Below are 8,749 nucleotides of genomic sequence, written 5' to 3'. Positions count from 1 at the left end.
AATCCCTGTAGCGCGATCGGCATGACTAAAGTCGCTCTTACTTGAAACTGAGCGAGTAAATCAACATCAGACTGCGGTAAATCTGCCCGATCGATATCCTCAACTGCTTGGATTTGACCGTCAGCAAACATAGACGTAGCAAAGCTAGCATCAAGAACCTTAACATCTAGCATCGGCTGCCAATCCGAACATACCGATTCTACAGCCACCGCTCTAGTACCATCCTGCTCGCAACGGTAAATTAATACTCGATCTGTCTGCAAAAATTCTCTGACTTCTGCAACCGCTACGCTCAGAATACCCCTAAGATCGAGAGAAGAGCGGATACGCTGAGCAATCTTACTAATCAGTCGCTCCCGTTCAGCTTGCTGCCTGCGCTCTTCTTCCAAGCGCTTGCGCTCGGTAATATCTTCAACAGTTCCCTCATAGTAAAGCGCCGTTCCGTGCCTGTCGCGAACTGCACGAGCATTCTCAGAAATCCAGATCGTGCTACCGTCAGAGCGGTAAACTTGGGACTCAAACCCCGACACTACATCATCTTCTTGCAAGCGCCGGATAAACTCGGCGCGGCGATTTGGTTCTACGTACAATTGCCGCGAGATGTCAGTCAAGCGCACCATCAATTCTTGGGGCGTGGAGTAGCCGTAAATCCGGGCTAAAGCAGGATTGGCATTGAGATAATGACCGTCAATTGTGGTCTGAAAAATCCCTTCCAGAGCATTTTCAAACAAGCTGCGGTATTTCTCCTCCGCCTGCCGCTGAGCTTCTTGGGCTTCTACGCGGTGGGAGATATCGCGGTAAGCGCTCAAAAATAGGCTGCGGTTTTTATACTGCATTAAAGATGTCGATACCAACAGGGTTTTCTGCTTGCCTTCTTTCGTAACGATCGCTGTTTCCACATCTCGAAATCCGCCCGTAAGTACCATCTCCCTAATCCCATTCAAGGCGGCGGCGTGGGCTTGGGTGTCAGGATACAGCAACCGCAGAAAATCTCCAGCAGTTTCAGCCTCTGCTTTGCTATAACCCGTCAACTCCTCCATTCGGGAGTTATAGATGATAAAGTTCCCCTCCGCGTCGCTGAGGGTAATGCCTTCGCCAACGGTTTCAATCACTGTAGATAGCCGTTGAGCGCCCTCAATAATTTCTTCCTGAGCTTGTTTGTGGGGAGTAATATCTTCATAGGTGATCAGGATACCGACAACGTTTCCCTCTATGTCGTGCAGCGGAATCTTGTTAGTGTCCAGCCACGCCAGTTGACCGTTTGCTTGGAGTTGGGGTTGCAGGATGCGATATTGCGGGGTATCTGTTTCCATCACGCGCAGATCGCTTTTACGAAAGGACTCAGCTTGCTCTTTTGTCCAAGGTAAGTCCCAGTCTGTAAGTCCAATAATGTCTTGACAACAGGCCAAACCTGCATCAGCAGCGGCAGTGCGGTTACAACCTAAGTAGACGGAGTTTCGATCTTTCCAGCAAATGGCTTGGGGAATGTTATCGATCACCAGTTGGAGCATTTCCTGTGACTGTCGTAGGGCTGACACTGCTTGTTTACCCTCGCTGATGTCGATACCCAATTCCAGAACTAGCTGAGAACCGTCAATGTCTGTAAAAGGGAAGTTGTAACTTTGATAAGTCTTGCCATCAAAGCGCGTCCATTCCCAAGTAGCCGTTTTTTTGATGTCTAAAACTTCGCTAGTCATATAGGTAGGATAAGAGGGCGATTGCCCTGGAAGGATTTCTGGACGCTGCTTGGCATCTGGATCGCCAAAGTGTTCGCGGAAGTAGCGATTAGCAAAGTGGATGCTGCGATCGCGCCCTTGCACGCAGACATAAGCGGGGAGTTGGTCTAGGAGGGAAAACAGCCGCTCTCGTTCGGCTTTGAGTGCGGCCTCTGCTTGTTTGCGCTCGCTGATATCTTCTATGACGGCAATATAATACTTAGGACGCATCATGGCATCGCGTACTATTGAAACTGTTAAGTTCACCCAGACGAGAGTTCCATCTTTGCGGATGTAGCGCTTTTCCAGACAGTAAGTCTGAATTTGATTTGCTAAACAAGCTTGTCTAAAGTTTTCGTTAACTTGCAAGTCATCTGGGTGAGTAATCCGATCTAATGTCATTTCCAGCAATTCCGATTCGCTGTATCCAACTATTTCGCAAAAGCGCTGGTTGACTCGAATTAACTTACCTTGGGGATTGATATTTATAATCCCAACTGCTGCTTGCTCGAAGATAGTACGGAACTGTTCTGATATTTCGCGATCTAGTTCCTTTGATTGATTACTACGGCCAATTTCTTGTTCAAGTTGCGAATTATTAAACATCAATTCGGCAGTGCGTTCTGCTATCAGTTCCTTGATACGATTGCGGTATTTTCTCAATTCTTCCTCAAGCTGCTTACGCTCGGTGATATCGAAAATCGTACCGACGTAGCCAATAAAATTTCCCTCTGTTGTTTGTTGAGCAACTCCACTATCTAGAATCCAACGGTATTCTCCATTCCTGCACCTGATGCGATATTCGGCTTGAAAGTGGGTAGGTCTAGCCATCCCTCGGCATCCCACGTCAATTGCTTGGCGGTATGCTTCTAAGCATTGCTGTAAATCTTCTGGGTGAACGCTTTTTGCCCAAGCACTTTCGAGTGTTTCTCCTAAACTACGATCCGTAAACTCTAAGCAACGTTGATTTAAAAAAGTGTATCGGCTGGATGCGTCTGACATCCAGATTGCGACTGGTACAGCATCAGCTAGAACACAGAGGTGCTCAATCCGACGCGGGATTGCTTGGATCTCGGCTCGGCACCATTCTACATCTGAGTCGATCTCATGTACTTTGGAAACGCAAGAGTTAGTTTCTGTCTCAGGATAATGGTAGTTTGCGCGAGTTTGCATGCCGATCGGAAAAGCCCGCTGAACACCCATACCCTTCAGGGATTGGGAAGAAAGCGGGGCGGGGTTTGCCGCTTTCCTAATCAATGGTGCTGTACGCAGTTGCCCAATTTTTAGGGATGTGTTGCGATCCAGGCTCAAATCGTCTCTATTTCGCTTTGCGCTTTTGAGCTTGCAGATTTGGGTTAGATAAGTGTAACAGATTTGCCTATTCTTGACATCTTAGCAAGAGAATACCAAGATTTTCTTTACCATATTTTGTGGCCTCGATCTAGCGATCTCGATCGTATTCTTATTTTTTACCTGAGTTAGCCTTGAATTCCGAACTATTCTCTAAATTTTCAACTTTTCAGGCAAAAGTTTTATAATTAACAATTAAAAAGTTAGAATTAAAACGCAAATTTTAAAATCAATAAAAAATCTGTATAGCTGAATACGAATAGCCATTAATATTAAAAAACTTATAACTTCTGCCTTCAGCATTGCCCCCTCTTCCTTCTTCCCTCTTCCCTCTTCCTTCTTCCTTCAGCAAATTTGGACTACAGTGCGATCGCGTCCTTCCTGTTTCGCCTGATAAAGAGCTTTATCAGCCATAGCAATCAGTCCTTCCCTAGAAACTGAAGAAACTGGTTGCCATTGCTTGCCAACAAAATTAGCCACACCTAGCGAGACAGAGACGAACTCGCTAACTTTAGAAGTAGCGTGAGGTATTTGTAAAACTGCGATCCGGCGACGAATGTCCTCTGCAACCTCCAGCGCCCGCTGCTTCTCGGCGCAAGGGAGAATCACCGCAAATTCCTCTCCCCCGTAACGAGCCGCAAAATCTCCAGGTTGCTGTCTGGCCTCATTAATAGCCTCGGCTACTTTTTTAAGGCACTCGTCCCCGGCTTGGTGGCCATAAGTATCGTTATAGAGCTTAAAAAAGTCAACATCACACAAAATTAAGGAGATGGAGCCACCATTCCGTAGCGATCGCAGCCATTCATACTCAAGATATTCATCAAATTGGCGGCGGTTGGCCAACCCTGTGAGTCCATCCAGAGAAGCGAGACGTTGCAACTCACCATTAGCCGCTTCCAACCGCTGATAGAGTTGAGATTGCTGGATCGCGATCGCCCCCTGAGCAGCTAAGCGCTCTACAAACCTGATCTCTGCTGGTTGCCATCGGCGAGGGTGCGAACAGTGATGAGCAATTAACAATCCCCAAAGTCTAGGCTCGCTGGTGAGGGTACTCTTAGGTGACGTGGTGGAGTTCTGAGGAAGATTAGCGGCGAAAGGAAAAGGAGCAGTGTGATTTTCCCCATCTCCTAATTTCCCGATCTCAAGAGTTCCCCAATTCTTCTGTTCTCTAATAACTATAGGCACAACCATGCTCGCTCTGACTTGAAACCGATCCAAAAAATTTTTATGACATTCAGAGAGATCGGCAGTGTAAATATCCTCAATCGTATGGATACGTCCCTGCTTGTAGAGTTCGGCATAGTCTTCACTAAAGCAATAATTTTCGAGAGTTGTTCCTAGTACAGATACCCAAGGAAAGACAACGGATTCCACTACCATTACCCCTTTTGTATCAGGATAAAAACGATAAATTAATACTCGATCGGTTTGGAGAAATTGCCTCACCTCAGCCACCGTAGTATTGAGAATTACATCCAGATTCAAAGAATAGCGAATGCGCTCCAACATTCTCGCCATCAGGCGCTCTTGTTCATTTTGCTGCTGCAATTCCTTGATGAGCTGCCCGTTTTGGAGCAGGCGGCGGACGCGCTGTCGCAAAACTGCCCAGTGAATGGGTTTAGTCACATAATCAGTAGCGCCAGCGGTAAAAGCGCGATCGACGGACTCTGGATCGTCAAGACCAGTAATCATCAATACGGGCGTGCGTTCGCGCGGCGCTGAAAGAGGAACCAAAAAAGAAGTATTTGGCTGTTCCTGTTGTTCTTTGGCATTCTCTTCTTGGGCCAGGAGCTTTTGCAATTCGCTACAGCAAGTGAAACCGTCCATGATCGGCATGATGGCATCGAGCAGGATTATATCTGGCCAACGCTTGGAACATTTCTCTAAGCATTGTTCGCCATCACTGGCCTCAATTACTTGATAGCCTTGTTTTTCCATTGCGCGGCGCAATAAAACCCGCATGGACTTTTCGTCGTCCACCACGAGAATGAGGGGCGAATCTTTCTCGATGGGGGTGTTAATCATTAATCAAATAAAAAAAAGTTGGCTTATATTTTTTTAATTGGATTTTTTGAGGCAATCGCTTACTGGCAGAAGGCAGGTGTAAGGTAACGATGGTAAAAAGTTTAGTTATTTTAGATGGGGAGAAGGGATAAGTCAATGATTTCGACCACTAAGAAAGTACTAATTGTGTTGGCGGCTGCTATAATTTTCATGCTAAACAATCGATTCTAGACATTGTAACCGAAGTATTTCCAGTGCTTGTCTTGTTTTTTGATACTCAGTTTCCAGTTCGAGTATTAGGGACTGAACTTCTTCTGGTAGGGATAAGGGAATTTCTGTTTCTGCAATTTTAGATTGGACACAATTACGAGCTATTGCCTCAATTTTTTTACACAGTTTAGACAATTGAACGGCTCCAAAAGTAGCACTACTTGACTTCAGGGTGTGAGCGGTTGCGTAGAGATCGGCTGCATTTTGATTGCGGTTGGCAGTCTGGAGATATTGCAACATTTTTAGTGAGTCTTCGAGGTAGCAATCGATCATTTCTACAAGTACAGAAGAGGTATCGCCTCCTAGCATTTCTTCTAAAGATTGTAATACTTTGAGGTCAAGAACAGAGGGAGAAATTGGAGGCTTGGCTGCTACTAAGACATTGTTAACAGGGAATGGAATTAGTTTCTGAGATTTACGGAGTGCGGTATTGAGTGCGGCTCTCATTTCCTCCAATTTTATTGGTTTGCTGAGGTAGTCATCCATGCCTGCACTGATGCAATCTTCGCGATCGCCTCGCATGGCGTTAGCAGTGACGGCGATAATCCAAGGCTTGGGGAATGGTGAAGGGGGTGCATTTTTAGGTTGTGTACTAATGATTTCTGCCGCCTGCAAGGGCCATTCTGAGGCAATGCGGCGCGTGACTTCTAACCCGTCCATTTTGGGCATTTGCACGTCCATGAGTATAACATCGTAGGGTCGCGATCGCAAAGCACCGAGCACTTCTAAGCCATTGGTAGCTAGGTCAGCAGTGCATCCCAGCCGCTGTAAAAGCCGCAGAGTGACTTTTTGGTTCACTGTATTGTCTTCTGCTAGCAGGATTCGGAGGTTCTTAAGGGTTGGGTGGTTGGTATTGGGTTTCGAGGCGGAATTCTCAACTGTAATTAGCTGAGATTTTTGTGCAAAAATTTGGAGTAAAATGCTATAAAAATAAGAGTTTTTAATCGGTTTGTTCAGAAAAGCGGTAATATTAAGATTCGCAAGGGCAGTGGGAGCCTTACCAATACGAGTCAGTAATATCAAAGGTAAATTGGCAAGTCTTAGTTGTTGACGGATGGTTTTGGCTAGAGTTAAACCGTCCATTTCTTGCATTTCTGTACTCAAAATAGCTAAATCAAAATCTGGTTCTGCCTGTAGTTTTTCCAAAGCTTCAATACTGTTAGTAGCGACAGTAGGAAACATTCCCCAGTTGCGAGTTTGCAGGGTTAAAATCTGTTGGTTAATGTGGTGACTTTCGACAACTAGCAGTCGTTTTCCTGCTAATTGGGGATGAGGTGAGTTTGTCTCTTCGGAGTCCTCACTTTCCTCACTTGCCGATTCCACTTGTACGGTGAAATAAAATACTGAACCTGTGGCGGGGGAGAGGGGGAGCGGGGGGGCAGGGGGGCAGGGGAGCGGGGGAGACGGGGGGGCAGGGGGAGCGGGGGGGGCAGGGGGAGCGGAGGGGCGGGGGAGCGAGGGGGCAGAGGGGAAGCAACCAACCACTAACTACTAACCACTAACTACTAACTACTAACCACTAACTACTAACCACTAACTACTAACCATTACGCCATTTAACAGAACAGCCGATCGCTTCAGTAGAGGTAGGGGTCACGGGTTCGCCATTCAGCAGTTGGGCGATCGCATTGCGTAAATATTGCACCTGTACCCCTGCTGGATCGTTGGCGTTGTCGTCAATCAAACCCTTGTAACGCAGTTTCCCATCTTTGTCTAGTAAAAAAACCTGCGGTGTTGTCTGAGCTCCGAAGCTTTGACCAACATCCTGAGTAACGTCTCGGATGTATGGGAAATTCAATTCATTGTTAGTCGCAAAGGTTTTCATATTCTCGAAACTGTCATCGGGATATTGAATTGCATCATTAGCATTAATCCCAATTAAAGTAACTTGTTGAGTTTGAAAATCTGCTTGGATTTGTTTTAGGCGATTTAAATACAAATGCACGTAAGGACAGTGATTGCACATAAATATTACGCCCACGACTCGAAATCTTTCTAGATATCGAGCTAAATGGTGAACTTCATCATCAACTCCCGGCAGTTCAAAATCAGGAGCGTAGCCGTCAATAGGAGTACCTGTTGTTTCCATTAATAAACTCATCTTTGCTCTTTCCTTTTTTCCTGTATTTCAATCCGAATCAGTTAGCAATAGCAAACCCCGATGAGCCACCGATTTTAAAAGATAGAAAGAAGAATCAAATTTAATTTTTCTTCTTCCTTCTTCCTTCTTCCTTCTTCCTTCGTTACCAGCCTTTAGCCAAAGCTTGATATCCAATTAGTTTATAAGTCAGTTTGGCTGCTGTAAATTCTGATACTACGGAATCTACAACTGGTGCTAATTCCATAATGTCACAGCCAAGGACTTCGTAGGATTCGCAGAGGCGGCGCAAAAATCCCGTGAGGGAATACCAGTTTAGTCCGCCCGGTTCCGGGGTTCCTACTCCTGGTATTAAAGTGGGGTCGATACCGTCTAGATCGATAGTCAGAAACACCCGGCGAGTTTTAATACTTGAAAATGCACGTTCCATCCAATCTGGCTGTGTGGCTATTTCCCTTGCCCGAATTACATTTAACTGTTTCTCCTTAATTAAATCTGCTTCCTCCTTACAAATGGCACGAATGCCAATTTGCAGTGTTGGCAAACCCATATCAACTATCCGCCGCATGACGCAGGCATGATTGTAAATAGAGCCTTCATACTCGTGGCGGAGATCGCCATGAGCATCAATTTGAATGACTGTGAAAGGTTCATCAGGATAGGATAGACGGTAAGCTTCGACTACTCCGGCCGTGATGCTGTGTTCGCCGCCGATAGCGATGACAAATTTGTTTTCGGCAATAAGCTGCTGTATGGTTTTTTGAGTTACTTGCAGCATTTCCAACGAGGATACTCGCTGACCGTTACGAGTATCTGCAATTGGGTAGTTAGTATAAATACCTACATCGTAGCAGATTTCTCTATCTAGTTCCTCATCGTAGCATTCAAGTTGATGGGATGCTTCTAGAAGTGCTGCCGGCCCGTTTTCGCAGCCTCGTCGATAGGTGGTTGTGGCTTCGTAAGGGATTGGTAAAATCACGACGTGGGCTTGATCGTAGTCTGGTACGATTTCAGACCCTAGAAATGGTACAACTGAAGTGGTAGCGATCGTGGTCGGCATAGTGGAAATTCAGATAGATCGAGGTAAGGAAGTTTGCATTTCTGATCCTGACACAGGAATGTTACTGAGTGCAAAACCATCATATAGAGAAATTATCGAACCTGGGGCGGGTGTTTCCGCTGCGTTTATTATAAAAGGTAAAGAGCGATCGAGGATTTGCGGGAGTGCGATCGCCTAGATCGTCAGCACTCCATAGATTTTTTTAACACACAAGCAAGCATTACAGGCTCAGTCTGCAAATAGATCTCTAAA

At 45.8% G+C, this 8,749-nt stretch carries 6 protein-coding genes; 1 reads left to right on the top strand and 5 read right to left on the bottom strand.

Features of this window, described 5'->3' with window-relative positions:
* The 5 genes from OSCI_RS15745 to speB all read right to left on the bottom strand — a co-directional run.
* Positions 1-2,888: PAS domain S-box protein (locus OSCI_RS15745; RefSeq protein ID WP_168371094.1), on the bottom strand; the 2,888-nt coding region annotated here is incomplete at its 3' end.
* 522 nt (positions 2,889-3,410) lie between these two features.
* Positions 3,411-5,090, bottom strand: a complete 1,680-nt coding sequence (locus OSCI_RS15740; protein WP_007356015.1) for a GGDEF domain-containing response regulator — start codon at positions 5,088-5,090, stop codon at positions 3,411-3,413.
* Positions 5,091-5,282: 192 nt separating this feature from the next.
* Positions 5,283-6,662 carry a response regulator gene (locus OSCI_RS15735; RefSeq protein WP_007356014.1) on the bottom strand — a complete coding sequence of 460 codons (1,380 nt, stop codon included), beginning with the start codon at positions 6,660-6,662 and terminating at the stop codon, positions 5,283-5,285.
* 217 nt (positions 6,663-6,879) lie between these two features.
* Positions 6,880-7,440 (bottom strand): thioredoxin family protein, encoded by a 561-nt coding sequence (locus tag OSCI_RS15730; RefSeq protein ID WP_007356013.1) that lies wholly within the window; start codon positions 7,438-7,440, stop codon positions 6,880-6,882.
* A 142-nt stretch (positions 7,441-7,582) separates the two neighbouring features.
* Positions 7,583-8,497, bottom strand: a complete 915-nt coding sequence (speB, locus tag OSCI_RS15725; protein WP_007356012.1) for an agmatinase — start codon at positions 8,495-8,497, stop codon at positions 7,583-7,585.
* Here speB and OSCI_RS15720 point away from each other — a divergent pair.
* Positions 8,475-8,675 carry a hypothetical protein gene (locus tag OSCI_RS15720; protein WP_007356011.1) on the top strand — a complete coding sequence of 67 codons (201 nt, stop codon included), beginning with the start codon at positions 8,475-8,477 and terminating at the stop codon, positions 8,673-8,675. The two genes, speB and OSCI_RS15720, sit on opposite strands and share 23 nt — an antisense overlap.
* The last annotated feature ends 74 nt before the right edge of the window (positions 8,676-8,749 follow it).

This window comes from Kamptonema sp. PCC 6506, assembly GCF_000180455.1.
Classification (GTDB): domain Bacteria; phylum Cyanobacteriota; class Cyanobacteriia; order Cyanobacteriales; family Microcoleaceae; genus Kamptonema; species Kamptonema formosum.
Note: the sequence above shows the minus strand (reverse complement) of the source record. Positions and strands in the feature narration are given on the sequence as shown.

Bases quoted from the DNA above. Each gene is read 5' to 3' on its own strand.
- OSCI_RS15740 (WP_007356015.1), bottom strand. From the start codon at position 5,090: ATGATTAACACCCCCATCGAGAAAGATTCGCCCCTCATTCTCGTGGTG.
- OSCI_RS15730 (WP_007356013.1), bottom strand. From the start codon at position 7,440: ATGAGTTTATTAATGGAAACAACAGGTACTCCTATTGACGGCTACGCT.
- speB (WP_007356012.1), bottom strand. From the start codon at position 8,497: ATGCCGACCACGATCGCTACCACTTCAGTTGTACCATTTCTAGGGTCT.